This window comes from Mycetohabitans endofungorum, assembly GCF_037477895.1.
Taxonomy (GTDB): Bacteria; Pseudomonadota; Gammaproteobacteria; order Burkholderiales; family Burkholderiaceae; genus Mycetohabitans.
Genome location: NZ_CP132745.1, coordinates 436,734 through 452,448 on the forward strand (window position 1 = coordinate 436,734; position 15,715 = coordinate 452,448).

Below are 15,715 nucleotides of genomic sequence, written 5' to 3' on the forward strand. Positions count from 1 at the left end.
TCACGCCTCCTTCAAAGTGTCCTGTCTGTCCCGGACCGCCTAGAGCCATCCGCGCGGCGTGCAAAGCGCGTCAGCCATCAGCGGATGGGCCACCCATTCACGCCCGTTCGGCCCGCGATGATATGGCAAGACGTATGCCAGCGCATCTCAGATCATTGTCTACGCGCGAAGAGCGTGGCATCACGGACATTGGCGCATATGAAATAAATGCTTCCGAACGCCAGAAGACACCTCTCGGTGTTGGAAGTGGAACGTATTGACGCGCCAACCTCGCACGCGAAAAGCGGCCGATGCAACGCGGACCTTGTCCAGCATGGCGTTGAGAGAGCCGAGTCATAATCATGGGACGTCTCATATGAATGAGATGAGCGTCTCAATCGTATCGCCGCGCTTCGTGCCGCGGCGTGCGCCACGACGGCATCAGACAGTTCGATATTCTGATGCGCACGTTGTTCCGCGCATCATGTTGTCCATTGAATATGCGCTGTCGCTGCGCAAGCGATTTAGCTCACGACGAGGCATCGCTGCTGCAAACGATCGCGCTACTGCAATCGATGGAAACCGACGCCGCGATCCGATTGCTGGGTGAATGGCTGCCGCATGTCACCTCTGTGTCGATTGGTTGCGCAACGGTCATGAGCAGGCCGCACAGCGCGGCCTGCCGCCCATCCGGTCAACCCGTGCGGCGATCGCCGCACGAGACGTCGTGCTGTAGCGCCCGCTGGCGTGCGAGCACCGGTGCGAGCGCCGCGCCGGTATGGCTGTGCCGGACCTTTGCAAGCGCCTCGGGCGCCGCGGCGGCCACCACCGTCCCGCCGCCGGCGCCGCCTTCCGGGCCCAGGTCGATGATCCAGTCCGCCTCGGCGATCACATCAAGGTCGTGCTCGATCACGACGACGCTGTGCCCGGCATCGACGAGCCGGTGCAGCACGTGGATCAGCTTCGCGACATCGGCCATGTGCAGGCCGACCGTCGGCTCATCAAGCACGTATAGCGTATGCGGGACGCGCTGGCCGCGTCGCGCGACGTCATCACGGACCTTGCTCAACTCGGTGACGAGTTTGATGCGTTGCGCCTCGCCCCCGGACAACGTCGGCGACGGCTGTCCCAACGTCAAGTAGCCCAGACCCACGTCCTTCATCAACTGCAACGGATGGGCAATCGATGAGATCGCGCCAAAAAACTCGACTGCCTCGTCAATCTCCATGGTCAGCACGTCACCGATGCTGCGGCCGTGCCACGTGACAGCCAGCGTCTCCGGATTGAACCGTTGCCCGTGACAAACGTCACACGGCACCTTGACGTCCGGCAGGAAGCTCATGCCGATCGTGCGCACGCCCTGTCCTTCGCACGCTGGACAACGGCCGTCGCCAGTGTTGTACGAAAAGCGCGATGCCTGGTAGCCGCGCGCCCGCGCCTCCAACGTCTGCGCAAACAGCTTGCGGATCGCATCCCAGACGCCAATGTACGTGGCCGGACAGGAGCGCGGCGTCTTGCCGATCGGCGTCTGGTCCACTTCCAACACCCGATCGATGCCGTCCCAGCCGATAATCGACTCACAACCGCGCCACAGATGACGGACACTGATACGCGGACGGGCGTCGGTGCGTGCTAGCACGCTCGCGCGTCGGGCGCGCGCCGACACGTTGTCGGCGTCACCCTGCGCCGCTTTGCGCGCGCGACGCTCCGCTGGCGATGACAGCACCGAGCGCCCGACTGCATCGAGCAGGTTCGCCATCAGAACATCGCGAGCGAGCGTTGACTTGCCGGAACCCGATACGCCCGTGATCGCGACCAGCCGTGCCAGCGGAATCTCGACCGTCACATCGCGCAGGTTGTGCAGCGACGCGCGTTGCACGCTTAGCCAACGTGACGGCGCCGTGCGGCCGGCCGCATCGACAGCGCGTCTCGGCTGCAACGGGTGCACGATCGGTTGCGCGAGATAGCGGCCCGTCAACGACCGCGGGTCCGCCGCGATGTCGGCGACACGGCCGGATGCGACGAGCGTACCGCCGCGCTTGCCGGCGCCGGGCCCGATGTCGATGATATGGTCCGCGCGCCGGATCGTGTCCTCGTCGTGCTCGACGACGACCAGCGTGTTGCCCTTCTCGCCGAGCTTGCGCAGCGCGTCCAGCAAGATCCGGTTGTCACGCGGATGCAGTCCGATCGTCGGTTCGTCCAGCACATAGCACACCCCCTGTAGGTTGCTGCCAAGTTGCGCGGCAAGGCGGATGCGTTGAGCTTCGCCACCGGACAGGCTTGGTGCCGCGCGATCCAGGCTCAGGTAGCCCAGCCCGACCTCTTCGAGAAATTCGAGCCGACTTTGTATCTCGCTGACGACATCGCGCGCAATCTCCGCATCGCGCCCACCCATCCGCAATTGGCTGATCCAGTGCCGTGTATCCGAGACTGTCCACTGCGCGACGGCAACGATGGGCTGACCGGCAAACGTGATCGCCCGCGACACGTCGTTCAGCCGCGTGCCGCCACAATCCGGGCAAGGTTTGTCGCCGACGCCTTCGGGCTCTTGCTCCTCCGAAGGCAGCGTTTGCTCACGACCACGATCATCACCGCCAACGACCGTGTCATCGAACGCGGCGCGTTGCTCGCGAGTCAGTTTCAAACCGGTACCCACGCATGTCGTGCACCAGCCATGCTTGCTGTTATACGAGAACATACGCGGATCCAACTCAGGATAGCTGGTGCCACACACCGGGCATGCGCGCTTGGTTGAGAACACCTTGATCGCGCCAATATCAGCGCCCGAGCTGCCGCGTGTCATGCCGTCGAGCAGGCCATCCAGCGGCGCAAGCACGTGCATCACTCCCTTGCCCACCTCGAGCGTGTCCGCGAGCAGGCGCCGCAACTCACCTTCGTGATCCGCCGACACAACCAGATCGGCGACCGGCAGTTCGATCGTATGCTCGCGGAAGCGGTCCAGCTTCGGCCACGGATCGACACTGACAAACGCACCATCAACACGCAGGTGGGTATTACCCCGTGCCTTCGCCCACTTGGCCAGGTCTGTATAGACGCCCTTGCGGTTCACGACGAGTGGGGCGAGCAAGCCGATATGCTGTCCCTTGTAGTCACGCAGCAACTGTGCGGCGATCGACTCGATGCTCTGCGACGCGACCGGCGTGCCGTCATGCACACAATGCTGCACGCCCAGCTTCACATACAGCAGACGCAGGAAGTGCCACACTTCGGATGTCGTCGCGACCGTGCTCTTGCGGCCGCCGCGCGACAACCGTTGCTCGATTGCGACGGTCGGTGGAATACCATACACCGCGTCGACTTCCGGCCGGCCCGCGGGCTGCACAATCGAGCGGGCATACGCGTTCAGCGACTCGAGATAGCGGCGCTGCCCCTCATGGAACAAAATGTCGAACGCGAGCGTCGACTTACCTGAGCCCGACACCCCGGTGACCACGTTGAACTTACCGTGGGGGATATTAACATCAAGTGACTTCAGATTGTGCTCGCGCGCGTTAACGATACGCACCGCCTGTTCAGTGCTCGCGCGTCGCACCCGCGCCGCTGCCAATGCCGTTTGCAGCGCGACGCCGGCGGCAGCGGCCTCGCCGGCCAGATACGGCACCGACGACTCGTTCACACCATGCGGACCGGACAACGCCGCACTGTCGCCGCCTGCCTGCAATGCCCGATCGTATTGCAGCAGCGCCTGACCCGTGTGCGACTGCGCGCAGCGCTTCACCTCTTCTGGCGTGCCACTGCACACGAGCTTGCCGCCCGCATCACCGCCACCGGGACCGAGATCGATCAGCCAATCCGCCGCACGGATTACATCAAGGTTGTGCTCGATCACAATCAGCGAATGACCACGCTCGAGCAGCTTACCGAACGCGCGCATTAGCTTCGCGATGTCGTCGAAGTGCAGGCCAGTGGTCGGCTCGTCGAACATGAACAACCGTGCCGGCACGGTGCCCGCACCCCGGCTCGGCGCGGTCTCGGCGAGAAAACCGGCAAGCTTGAGCCGCTGCGCTTCGCCGCCGGACAGCGTCGGCACGGGCTGCCCGAGTTTCACATATTCGAGCCCGACGTCGATGATCGGCTGCAACACGCGCAGCACTTCCATATCGCTGGCGAACAGCGCCGCCGCCTCGCTGACCGTCAGCTCCAGTACGTCGGTGATCGACAGGTGGCGCGACGCGCTGCCTGGCGCCGTACGCTCGATCTTCACGTCCAAGACTTCCGCGCGATAACGCTTGCCGTCACAATCCGGGCAGCGCAGGTACACGTCGCTGAGGAACTGCATTTCGACATGCTCGAACCCCGAGCCGCCACATGTCGGACAGCGCCCGTCCCCGGCATTGAAACTAAATGTGCCGGCCGTGTAGCCGCGCTGCAGCGCGAGCGGCACCTTGGCGAACAGCTTGCGGATTTCGTCAAACGCGCCCACATAGCTGGCCGGGTTCGACCGCGCTGTCTTGCCGATCGGTGACTGGTCCACGAACACGACGTCGCCCAGTGCGTCGGCGCCGTGCAGCGCACGATAGGCGCCCGGCGCGTCAGTCGGCTTGCCAAAGTGGCGCGCCAGGGCCGGGTGCAGCACGTCCTGCAGCAGCGTTGATTTACCGGAGCCGGACACGCCTGTCACACACACCAGCCTCTGCAGCGGAATCTCGACGGTGACGTCGCGCAAGTTGTGCTCGGTCGCCCCTTCGAGCACTAGTCTTCGCGTCTGCGCATCGACGGGTCGACGCAGCCACTCGGACGCATCGGCGACACGCTTGCGGCCGCCCAGATACGCGCCGGTCAGCGTTGACGCGTCGCGTACGTCAGCCGGCGTGCCATCGTAGACGATCGTACCGCCGCGCTCGCCCGGACCGGGGCCCATGTCGATCAGGCGGTCGGCCGCAAGCATCACGAGCGGATCATGCTCGACGACCACCAGTGTGTTGCCGGCGTCGCGCAATCGCTGCATCGCCTCCACGATCCGGCCGAGGTCGCGCGGGTGCAAGCCGATGCTGGGCTCGTCCAACACGAACAACGTATTGACCAGCGACGTGCCCAGCGCGGTCGTCAGGTTGATCCGCTGCACCTCGCCGCCGGACAGCGTGCGACTCTGCCTGTCCAGCGTCAGGTAGCCCAGACCGACGTCGCACAAGTAGCGCAAGCGGGTCCGCACTTCGGCCAACAACAGCTTCAGTGCATCGTCGAGCAACAGACTCGGCAGCGTTAGCTCGTCGAAAAAACGGCGGATGCGCTCGATCGGCATCAGCATCAGATCATGGATCGTCAAGCCGGGCAACGCTTCGAGCTGCGCACGCGTCCAGTCAACGCCGCGCGGCATGAACCGCTGCTCGCGCGGTAACACCATGTCCGCGTTGGCTTGTGTGCCGAGCCGCCACAGCAGCGCGTCGGTCTTGAGCCGTGCGCCGCCGCACGTATCGCACGGCGTATAGCTGCGATACTTCGACAGCAGCACGCGGATATGCATCTTGTACGACTTCGATTCCAGATAATCGAAGAAACGCCGTACGCCATACCACTGCTGCTGCCAATCGCCGTCCCAATCCGGCGAGCCGTTGATCACCCAATCGCGGTGCTGCGCGGACAACTGCGCCCACGGCGTGTCACGCGGGATGCCCGCGCGCGCCGCGTAACGTATCAGGTCGTCCTGGCACTCCTTCCACGCGGGGGTCTGCATCGGCTTGATCGCGCCATCACGCAGCGACTTGCGCTCGTCTGGGATCACCAGTCCAAGGTCGACGCCGATCACGCGGCCAAAACCGCGACACTTGTCGCACGCGCCATAGGCCGAATTGAACGAGAACAATGCCGACTGCGGCTCCGCGTAGCGCAAATCACTATCCGGGCAATGCAGGCCGGTTGAGAAGCGCCAGGTCTGCGCGGGCACGTCACTGTGCTCAGGCACCTGCACGTCAACGCGTCCGCCGCCGCGCTTGAGCGCCGTCTCGATCGCTTCCACGACTCGCGCCTTGTCAGCGTCGTGCACGCGGAAACGGTCCGCCACGACGTCCAGCAGCTTACGGGAACCGGACGCGGTGGCAACCACGCGCTGCGCATGCACGCGCGTATAACCGCTTGCCGACAGCCACTGTTCGACTTCCGCCTCCGTTGCAGTATCCGGCAGTTCGACCGAGAACGTTACGATCACCCGCGGATTACATTCACGCGTGCGTTCGACAAGCTCCGCGTAGATCGTCTCGGGCGTATCGTGGCGCACCCGCTGCGCGGTCTGCCGATCAAACAGTTCCGCAGCACGCGCATAGAGCAGCTTCAGATGGTCGTTCAACTCGGTCATCGTGCCGACGGTCGAACGTGAACTGCGCACCGGATTCGTCTGGTCGATCGCGATGGCCGGCGGCACGCCATCGACCCGGTCCACTTGTGGCCGGTCCATGCGGTCTAGGAACTGACGCGCATACGCGCTGAAAGTCTCGACATAGCGCCGTTGCCCTTCCGCATATAGCGTGTCGAAAACGAGACTCGACTTGCCAGAGCCCGACGGTCCGGTCACCACTGTCATCTCGCCCGGATACAAATCGAGGTCGAGGTTCTTCAGGTTATGCTGGCGTGCGCCACGGATACGGATTAAGTTCGAGGAAGACAATTTATCCGACCATTTTAGGGTATTCCCCGATACTGTACACGCATACAGTATTTTTGTCTTCTAGGATCGTATCAGCGACTAGCATGACGGGCCGCGCTAGGCGACAGATCGTCGCATCCGCCTACGCCGCACCACGACCGACGCGCCACGCAACCGCTACCCCCGTCACATGTGACATCGATGAGACAGGCGGCCGCCTGCGCCCGGCGCCACGATATCGTCTCGCACGATCCACAGATACCACGTGCGCATTCTAATCGACACGTCGGATGCCCGTGTTTGTGCTGACGTTATGCGAGTGCCCATTGAGTCCATGCTGCCATTGCAGCACGCCAACCCCCTATGTCAGAAAACTCCGGCGCGTGCATATAAAAAACGCCAAGAGGGGGCGCGCGCCCGACACCCAACCGTGCCCCGGCGCTGGCCCGCTGCTGCAGCCGGCCGACATCCGGCTATAGATGTCGTTTTTACGGCAGCCAGCCGAACATTTACACACCGTTTTTTGGCGAGTGGACAATGCAGATTCCCACTTGGAGAACGCCATGTCTGATCTGTCCGTCTTGAAATATTCGATCCGCCATAGCAGCGAAAAAGGCCGCGAAAGGCAGCAAACACTTCACCGCCGCCTGCGCGTGCGCCGCTGGCTGGACGCGCTGGCGCTGACCGGCGTCGTCATCGCAACGGCAACGATCGGCACAGGCCATCCGACGCTCGGACTGGGCCTCTATCTCGCTTCAACACTGCCCCTTGTATTCCATGGGACGTAATGCGCCAGCAACGCGATCGAAGGCGAACCATGCGCTGGATAGGCGCTGCCACGCTTATGCGGCCCCGGCCAACGTGCGCCGCGCCAGCATCAGTCGCCGATCCCACTGACCGAGCATCCGTGCCGCAACCGGTGGTTTGCTCAGGATGGCGCTGTCATAGCACTTGTCAGCAAATCGCATCACGTCTACGAAGCGAAATCCCTGTGAACGATAGAACGCGATCAGGTGCGATGCCGGATACGGGGTATCGAGCGCAAGCGCCGCGTAGCCGCGGGTGGCCGCCCAATGCTCGGCGAACGCCAGCAGCATCGTGCCGAGCCCGCGTCCCTGCCATGCCGGATCGATGCCAAACTGACGCAGCGTCGCAACATCACGCAGCCGATAGTAAGCGCATGCGGACTCGGCATCGCGTGCGTACAACGTCATTGTGCCAATTGGCGTAGGGCCGTATGCTACGACGAAGCAATCGCCGGCCTGCGCACGCTGCATCGTCGAGGTGACCGACTGGCCGACGCAGGCGCAGTTTAGCTCCATGGCCCCAAGGCGAGCGAATGCACGATGCAGCATGGCAGTCAACGACGCATAGGAATCCACGCGTGGGTCGAACCGTCTGAGTGTGATGCCTCGTCCGACTGTCCGCGCCTTGCTATCATCGACATACGCGCGCTGCAATGACATGCGACCTCCCACATTGAATCAGTTGTACGAAGTCTAGAGCCCGGTTTTGTGGCGTCGCAAGAAAAAATACCGTAAAAATAGCGGCGACCGTCGCCGCGACGCGCGCCGCGCCGTCAGGCCGCGTGGCTACCACGGGCCGCGCAGATGCCGATCGTGCTGCGCTCGTTATATTCGCGCCAGTAGCGATATTGATCGTTGTATTGCCGTCAATGTCGTTGTTGATCGTTATATTGCCGCCAGTACCGTTGCTGATCGTTATATTGGCGCCAGTATCGTTGCCGATCGTTATATTGCCGCCAGTACCGCTGCTGATCAAGACGTGCCCGCTCGCTCGTGCTGTCGCTGATGCGCATGCGCCAATCGTCGTTTCCGTGCTGCATGGTGCCAGGCTCCACGGCCACGCATCGAAGCGCGTACGCAAGGGCCATCGCGGCCAACAGCATCGCTCGTTTCTTGTGCACGACATTCTCCATTGCATGGCCTATGCAGGACGTGGCACGGTAGCGCGGCATCGCGCTACCGTGCCGAAACGACTTCGCATGCGGCGCGCCGGCAACGCAGTACCTAATACAAAATTCGTCAAGCCGGTTATGCTTTCAGATACATTGGCAAACCCTGGCGAACCATACATGGGCAACCCCAGCAAGACGGTGCAGAAAACAAGCGATGCCGAAGGCATGCTTGACGTCGGCAACGGCCATTCGATCTACTGGCGCGAATTAGGCAATCCGCAGGCGCAGCCAATCGTCGTGCTGCACGGCGGTCCCGGCGGCGCGACGAGCTTGGGCTGGGCCGACCATCTCGATGCGACGCGCTGGCGGATCGTCTTCTTCGACCAGCGCGGCTGCGGTCGCTCCACGCCGTTCGGCGAACTAGAGCACAACGGCATCGTGGATCTAGTGGGCGATATCGAAAAACTGCGCGAACACTTGCGGATCGAGTGCTGGGCCGTGTTCGGCGGCTCATGGGGTACGACGCTCGCACTCGCCTATGGCAGCACGCATCCGCAACGCTGTAGCGGATTTCTGTTGCGCGGCGTCTACCTGGCGCGCAAGCAGGACACCGACTGGTTCCTGTGGGACGTGCGGCGTCTGTACCCCGACCTGCATGCGGCGTTTCTCGATGTAATCGAAAAAGCCAGCGGCCAGCAGCCCGCCAGCGCGCGCGACGTGCTCGCACTGACGCAGGCACCGCTGGCGCGCTTCGATGCAACCGGCATTGAATTGGCGCACGCGTGGCATCGCTACGAAACGACGCTGTCCGTCATCCGGCACGATACGGTGCCCGGCCAGGATCCCGTCCCGGAGGACACGCAGGCACGGGCGGCCATCGCCATGGCGCTGCTCGAGCGGCACTACATGGCTGACGAACTGCCTCCGTCACCGCCGCTGCTCACGCGTGTCTCCCGTATCGCCCATTTGCCGTGTCACATTGTCCATGGCCGTTTCGACATGGTCTGCCCGGCCGACCAGGCCTACGCGCTGGCGGCCGCTTGGCCGCGCGCGCGGCTGTCTTTGGTCGACGCCGCCGGGCACTGGACATTTGATCCTGGTATTTCGGCCGGCTTGCGGGAAGCAGCCAGCCGGCTCCGAGCCGACCTTGCCGGTTGACACAATGCATTCCCGTCAACTTGCCGCGCCCGGCGATGTCGCAGCTCGTTACGACGCTTCGCCGCAACGCATGCCGCAGTTGAACGGTGTAGGCAACCGCCGGCCGCAACCCGTCAACGCTTGAGCGCGTGCAGCGCAAAATAGGTCGGATAAGTATCACCGTTCAGTTGCTGCGCGGCGGAAAATTCGCTGCCCTCATGAAAGCTTCGCAGATCGAACACGCGCAGGAAGTTCGGGCTCAGGTATGCCTGCAGCGTGTGCGTCGGTTCGTACAGCGTGATCTGGCCATCGAAAATTCGCGATGCGACGACTTGCTGGACGAAATAGTCGACGCCATGACCAAATGTATCGATCTTCTCCAGGTACTGTCGCAACGGGTGTTTGGTCAGCACGACCAGCGATCCGCCAGGCACCATGGTGCGCTCGATCTCGGCGAGGATCGCGGCAAGATCGGGTGAGGTTTGGAGCGCCCATTTCGATACGATCACGTCGAATACCTGGTCGTCGAATGGCAACGACTCGCCACTTGCCTGCACGATAGTCGCGCCCGGATTGCAGCGTCGCGCAAGCTCGCATAACTGCGCCGACGGCTCCACGCCGAACAACGTCGCGCCTCGCGCACCGAGTGCGTGCAAATCGTCGCCCGCGCCGCAGCCGATGTCCAGCACGGTCAACCCAGTCAGGTCGCCGGGCACCAGGCTGTGGAATAGGCGTGAACTGTCTTGGTTCTGGTCTTGCGCATCCTGCGCATAACTGTCAGGGAAGCGATCGTACTGGCGGCTCAGATCACCGGTCCGATGATTCGTCGACAACAGTTGCGCTTCCATATCGCTTCCTCTTCAAGATTCGGCATGCCAAGCGACTCTTCCACGCCGGAATCGTAAGGATGCCGACCTGTTCCGACAAAACCGAACGCGAACCGATCGAAGCACTGCCGAAGTAGCTTGTCGGCAAAGCAGCCGCCATGGGCGGCGTTGCCAGGCAGCTCAGTGCTCCTGTTGCCGTCAGAACGCGTAACGCTGGCTGCGGTTGGCGTGCTTAAAGCGAAGCATGTCATGGTGGCCAGGCACCTTGATTGCGACGACGTCCATGCCGCATTGGCCGATACTCGGATGGGTTCTTGCAAACCACTGGATATTTCACGTTCGCGACATCCTCCACCGTCATTCCCTCCTTCTGGACGGCCACGACGCAACTAGATGTGCCGACGTAGCTGGTGAACTACCATGGTGTATTCGCTAGTGGATGGGTTACTGCAAAGCCGAAATTTCAATAGGGGCGACTCAGACTCGCTGAACACCCTCTATTCGGCTGTACTTACGCGCATTGGGGAAATCGCTGAAATCAATATCTGTTAACCGGAGAGAGGCATGGACAAGCACACTCACCCATACGAGTTTCGGCGCGCTGCACGGGCTGGTCTGTATGATCAGCCAACTGCCGGATACTGTGAAGGCTATGTGCAAGCGAATCTGATGATTCTTCCACACGAATATGCCGCTGATTTCGCGAGGTTTTGCGCACTAAATCCGCGCGCGTGTCCATTGCTTGCCGTCGGAGAAGTTGGCAGCTGGAACTTGCCAACGTTAGGCGAGGACATTGACATTCGAACTGACCTACCGCGATACACCGTGTATCGAAACGGCAAGCCCTCTAATTCACTGACCGACCTCAATAAGGTGTGGAGAGGTGACCTCGTCGTTTTTGCACTCGGATGCTCGTTTTCATTCGATCATCTGCTTTTGAAAAACGGTTTACCCGTGCGACACATTGAGTTAGGCGGAAGCGCTCCTGCGTTCGTTTCGAACATCGATAATCATCGAAGCGGTCCCTTTGGCGGAAAACTCGCTGTTTCGATGCGCCCGTTCAGCGTGGCGCAAACCATTCAAGCTATCGAAATCACAAGTCGTTATCCGCAGGTACACGGTGCGCCGGTTCACTTTGGCAATCCTTTGGAAATCGGAATCACAGATGTTGGCCAGCCTGATTTCCCCGGGCTGTCGGCCGTGCGAACCGGTGAAATTCCTGTCTTTTGGGCTTGCGGGCTTACCCCGCAAGTCGCCGTGATGGCAGCTGAGCTTCCGTTTGCTATCGGTCATGCTGCGGGGCACATGTTGATTACGGACATCTCAATTGAAACGCTTTTATCCTGACAGGTTGCAGACGCTATCGACTCCACGAAGACACTTCATTGCCGACTCTCAGACTCGGCGACGGAGTCATCCGCCTATCATCAAAGCTGCGGAGCGTTTCATGCAGTTTTACTAGGCATCGGTGGCCGCTAACAGTGCTTTGTTGGACGTAGGATCGAAGTCATTCGTCGAGGTAACGCAGACCGCATCAGAAGATGTCAGCTTGAACACAGAAAACTACAGGCTACATGTGGACAAAATTTGCTGAATCGGGTTTTCGTTGGCAACGGTCGGTCCGGTCAATGCCCGCAGGCTCAGCAACATCGTAGCGTTATGCCACGATATAGAGCACCATCGACGATGGATTCCATTGAACCTCGAATTCGGCTGGACATACCTGTTAAGGCGTGTCTAGCCCAGCGCATGTGTAGCTCGGGCAGCGTCTGATCGACGCCTTCACCGCGCCGCTGCCCTGCTGCCCTATCCTGCGCTGCCGGCGGCATGAGGCGGTTCAGACATCGGCGTCACTTAATAGAATATATAAATTGCATTTATAAAACTAATCAAATTTACCTAACATCCTGCCGCCGACATACTGGAGTCCTGGATCGAAACCCTACAAACAGGAGGACCGAATGTCGATCATCAACAGCCGGATCAAGCCGTTCAACGCAACCGCCTATCACAACGGTCAATTCGTGCCGGTCAGCGACCAGACACTCAAGGGTAAGTGGTCGATAATCGTCTTCTATCCGGCCGATTTCACCTTCGTCTGCCCGACCGAACTCGGCGATCTGGCTGACCGATACGCTGAGTTTCAGCAACTCGGTGTCGAGATCTACAGCGTATCAACCGACACGCATTTCACACATAAAGCGTGGCACGACACGTCGGACACGATCGGCAAAATCGCCTATCCCATGATCGGCGACCCGACGCAGGCGATCTCGCGCAACTTCGAGGTGCTCGTCGAAGAGGAAGGCATGGCGCTACGGGGCACGTTCGTCGTCAACCCGGAAGGCGAAATCAAGTTATGCGAAATCCATGACAACGGCATCGGCCGCGACGCCGGTGAATTGTTACGCAAAGTGCAAGCGGCCCAGTATGTCGCTGCGCATCCGGGCGAAGTCTGCCCTGCGAAATGGTCTCCCGGCGCGCAAACGCTCAAGCCGTCGCTGGGCCTGATCGGAAAGATCTGACGCAAGACACCGCATGACGCGCGGCGCCGTTACCACGAAGGCGCCGCGTGCCCCAATACCTACCCAATTGGAACTGACATGCTCGACGCAACCCTGAAAAGTCAACTCAAAACGTACCTGGAAAAGGTCAACCGACCAATCGAAATCGTCGCATCGGTCGACGACAGCGACAAGTCGCGCGAACTGCTCGCGTTGCTCGACGATATTGCGTCGCTGTCCGGCCACATCCGTGTCAACGTGCGGCGTGACGACGAACCGCGCAAGCCGTCGTTCTCGATTGGCGAGCCGGGCAAGCCCAGCGGCATCCGTTTTGCGGGCATCCCACTCGGCCACGAGTTCACGTCGCTGGTGCTTGCGCTGCTGCAAACCGGCGGACACCCATTGAAGCTCGACGATGCGCTAATTCAGCAGATCCGTGAACTGGACGGAGACTACCAGTTCGAAACGTATTTTTCGCTATCCTGCCAAAACTGCCCGGAAGTCGTGCAAGCGCTCAACCTGATGACATTGATCAACCCACGCATCCGGCATGTCGCGATCGATGGTGCGCTGTTTCAGGATGAGGTCCAAGCCCGGCAAATCATGGCGGTGCCCATGATGTTCTTAAACGGCGAGCTGTTCGGTCAGGGCCGCAGCGGCATCAAGGATATCCTCGCCAAGCTGGACAGCAGCGCAAGTGAGCGCACGGCGCAGTCGCTACAGAACAAGCCAGTGTTCGACGTACTGATCGTCGGTGGCGGACCGGCGGGCGCGGCTGCGGCCATCTACGCCGCACGCAAGGGTATCGCCACGGGGGTGGTGGCCGAACGCTTCGGCGGGCAGGTGCTCGATACGCTAGCCATCGAGAACTTTGTGTCGGTGCAGGAAACGGAAGGACCCAAGTTCGCCACGGCGCTCGAACAGCATGTAACACAGTACGACGTCGACATCATGGATACGCAACGCGCCGACGCACTGATTCCCGGCCCCGTGCATCAGGTGCGGCTCGCCAGCGGCGCGGTGCTGAAGGCGAAAACCATTGTACTCGCCACCGGCGCGCGTTGGCGCGAGATCGACGTGCCAGGCGAGCGAGAATATCGCAACCGCGGCGTCGCCTATTGTCCGCACTGCGATGGGCCCCTCTTCAAAGGCAAGCGTGTCGCCGTCGTGGGAGGCGGCAATTCGGGCGTCGAGGCGGCCATCGACTTGGCGGGCATCGTCAGTCATGTCACGCTGCTCGAATACGGCCCCCAGTTACGCGCCGACGCGGTGTTGCAGCGCAAGCTGCACAGCCTATCCAACGTCACGGTGATCACACAAGCACAGACTACCCGGATCATGGGCAACGGTAGCAAGGTGGACGGGCTGACGTACCGGGATCTTCGCACAGGTGAATCGCAACACATCGAACTGGCGGGCGTGTTCGTGCAAATCGGCCTGGTACCCAATACGGAGTGGCTGAAGGGCACAGTCGAGTTGTCGACGCACGGTGAAATCGTCGTCGATGCCAAGGGGGCAACGTCGGTACCTGGGGTATTCGCTGCCGGCGACGTGACCACGGTGCCGTTCAAGCAGATCGTGATCGCCATTGGCGAAGGAGCGAAAGCGTCGCTCGGCGCGTTCGAACACCTAATCCGCCATGCCGACCCGGTGGTGATCGAGCCGTTGCCCGCCAGTAAATTGCAGGCGGCGTGACGACAGAGTGCCGGGGCGGGGGTGGCCGCCCCGGCATCCATGACGGTGAACGCTGAAGAATGACCCGATAGTGAAGGTGGGGGAACGCCCTCGCTTGCCGCGATGTTCGGCGAATCGCCTCCGGAACATGGCCAACCGGCAGCGGGCGGCGCCCGGGGAACGTAGCCGAACATATTGGCCACAAACGGCACCCGCGATAGCCCATGTCAACCGCGCGGTGTCGGCGACGGCAGTGTCTCGAAGTCCCAACCGATACTGGCATACGCACGTGCGGCCCTTTGAGGGTCCGACGACCGTCTGGCATCATCGAAATCATGCGCCGGTCCAACTGTCATCGATGCCACACCATTAATTACCGAACCGAAGCAATTTACCGAAGCAAGATACATCTCACCCGACCTGAGATGTTCAATAGCATCGCGTCCGAATACCCTGCTTTCGACCAGATGCGCCCCCGTATAGGTTTGCGTACCGGAGCACAACCCTTTCATATTCGCAATGACCTCGTCATGCGCGTGATCTGATATGCCAATGTTCTGTTTCTCCAATAGGCCACTGATCTGTCGCACCGCGGGAGGGTAATACTTGGCTTCAGGATGCTGGGCAAAGACGGCGGCCTGGCTCGTCACGTTTCTGCGTCTTGCCATCGACTTGCGGCACGCGAGCGCGGGCAGTTCAGCCAGCATTCCATCTGGCTTTGAACCGGCACGTGCTAGCCCCTGTCCCGCGACTTCACTACGTGTATTCAGCTCATTGTGAAACGACAAGGAATCCACCTGCGACGAGCCTGGATTGATCGTATTAACTTGCATGGGGGCCTCACTACTAAACTTTCAAACAAAGGCATCTGACTTGACGGAAATGCAACATGTACTGTCTCAACAATGTCATTTATGCTCAATCAGATTAGGTTTTCTCACATAACCAATATTCAGGATAGCGATATAAAATCCTTTTTAGCGAAGTCTCGACGATCTCATGATTATTGACTAGCATTTCTAATTAACAAATGCTGCACCGCCTTGAAAACAACGATACCTCAGATTCGGCTGAC

10 protein-coding genes are annotated in these 15,715 nt (G+C 60.9%); 6 read left to right on the forward strand and 4 right to left on the reverse strand.

Translation table 11 applies throughout. From position 1 onward, the window contains the following. Nucleotides 1-673: 673 nt before the first annotated feature. Nucleotides 674-6,601: an excinuclease ABC subunit UvrA gene (uvrA, locus tag RA167_RS14135; RefSeq protein WP_076788227.1), complete on the reverse strand. Its 5,928-nt coding sequence runs from the start codon at nucleotides 6,599-6,601 to the stop codon at nucleotides 674-676. Between the two features lie 542 nt (nucleotides 6,602-7,143). On the opposite strand from uvrA, the gene RA167_RS14140 reads away from it, so the two are divergent. Then, nucleotides 7,144-7,368 carry a hypothetical protein gene (locus RA167_RS14140; protein WP_076788657.1) on the forward strand — a complete coding sequence of 75 codons (225 nt, stop codon included), beginning with the start codon at nucleotides 7,144-7,146 and terminating at the stop codon, nucleotides 7,366-7,368. A 54-nt stretch (nucleotides 7,369-7,422) separates the two neighbouring features. Here the strand turns inward: RA167_RS14140 and RA167_RS14145 are convergent, their stop codons facing one another. After that, nucleotides 7,423-8,046 (reverse strand): GNAT family N-acetyltransferase, encoded by a 624-nt coding sequence (locus RA167_RS14145; RefSeq protein WP_076788229.1) that lies wholly within the window; start codon nucleotides 8,044-8,046, stop codon nucleotides 7,423-7,425. A 46-nt stretch (nucleotides 8,047-8,092) separates the two neighbouring features. On the opposite strand from RA167_RS14145, the gene RA167_RS14150 reads away from it, so the two are divergent. Both RA167_RS14150 and pip read left to right on the forward strand, forming a co-directional pair. Then, nucleotides 8,093-8,392: a hypothetical protein gene (locus RA167_RS14150; protein WP_237574399.1), complete on the forward strand. Its 300-nt coding sequence runs from the start codon at nucleotides 8,093-8,095 to the stop codon at nucleotides 8,390-8,392. A 283-nt stretch (nucleotides 8,393-8,675) separates the two neighbouring features. Continuing rightward, nucleotides 8,676-9,656: a prolyl aminopeptidase gene (gene pip / locus RA167_RS14155; protein ID WP_076788659.1), complete on the forward strand. Its 981-nt coding sequence runs from the start codon at nucleotides 8,676-8,678 to the stop codon at nucleotides 9,654-9,656. Nucleotides 9,657-9,769: 113 nt separating this feature from the next. On the opposite strand, the gene RA167_RS14160 is transcribed toward pip, so the two are convergent. Then, a complete protein-coding gene (locus RA167_RS14160) occupies nucleotides 9,770-10,483 on the reverse strand; it encodes a class I SAM-dependent methyltransferase (RefSeq protein ID WP_076788230.1) in 714 nt (237 codons plus the stop codon). Between the two features lie 543 nt (nucleotides 10,484-11,026). Between RA167_RS14160 and RA167_RS14165 the strand changes: the two genes are divergently transcribed. The 3 genes from RA167_RS14165 to ahpF all read left to right on the forward strand — a co-directional run bounded on the left by RA167_RS14165 (nucleotide 11,027) and on the right by ahpF (nucleotide 14,661). Continuing rightward, nucleotides 11,027-11,809, forward strand: a complete 783-nt coding sequence (locus RA167_RS14165; RefSeq protein WP_076788232.1) for a putative hydro-lyase — start codon at nucleotides 11,027-11,029, stop codon at nucleotides 11,807-11,809. A 614-nt stretch (nucleotides 11,810-12,423) separates the two neighbouring features. Beyond that, the gene (gene ahpC / locus RA167_RS14170) at nucleotides 12,424-12,987 is read left to right on the forward strand and encodes an alkyl hydroperoxide reductase subunit C (RefSeq protein WP_076788233.1); all 564 of its coding nucleotides are present in this window, start codon (nucleotides 12,424-12,426) and stop codon (nucleotides 12,985-12,987) included. 78 nt (nucleotides 12,988-13,065) lie between these two features. Further along, a complete protein-coding gene (gene ahpF, locus RA167_RS14175; protein ID WP_076788235.1) occupies nucleotides 13,066-14,661 on the forward strand; it encodes an alkyl hydroperoxide reductase subunit F in 1,596 nt (531 codons plus the stop codon). Between the two features lie 206 nt (nucleotides 14,662-14,867). Here the strand turns inward: ahpF and RA167_RS14180 are convergent, their stop codons facing one another. Beyond that, the gene (locus tag RA167_RS14180; protein WP_237574049.1) at nucleotides 14,868-15,473 is read right to left on the reverse strand and encodes a hypothetical protein; all 606 of its coding nucleotides are present in this window, start codon (nucleotides 15,471-15,473) and stop codon (nucleotides 14,868-14,870) included. Nucleotides 15,474-15,715: the final 242 nt, after the last annotated feature.